Origin of the sequence: Bacillus sp. SIMBA_154, from assembly GCF_046536015.1 — a bacterium.
In the GTDB taxonomy this organism is placed as follows: domain Bacteria; phylum Bacillota; class Bacilli; order Bacillales; family Bacillaceae; genus Bacillus; species Bacillus pumilus_P.
Window position 1 is genome coordinate 1 of sequence record NZ_JAWJBV010000179.1, and the last position, 284, is coordinate 284.

Here is a 284-nt window from a genome sequence, read left to right on the forward strand (position 1 = left end):
GTTCATTACGCGGCACTTCCTGCGACAGTGGTAACCGCACGACGATACAGTGCTTCATAGCCGCTGACGGTGCGCTCCAGGGAATGGTGTTCTACCGCATATTTGCGAGCCGCCTCACGGTCCCGCCCGGCAGCAGTGCGGATCGCTTGGGCCAATGCCTCGACAGTGAGCTGGCCGGCCAACGCTCCTACGTCGCTGCGGACGACCTCGACGAGTCCGCCTCTTGGAAACGCCGCCACAGGAGTCCCGCAGGCCCAGGCTTCTGCGGCGACCAAACCGTAGGG

General features: G+C 64.4%; 1 protein-coding gene. It reads right to left on the reverse strand.

Translation table 11 applies throughout. The features are described 5' to 3' along the window. Positions 1-5: 5 nt before the first annotated feature. Positions 6-284, reverse strand: a 279-nt coding sequence (locus tag R0K30_RS21645; protein WP_410612866.1) for a glycosyltransferase, incomplete at its 5' end; no start/stop codon positions are given.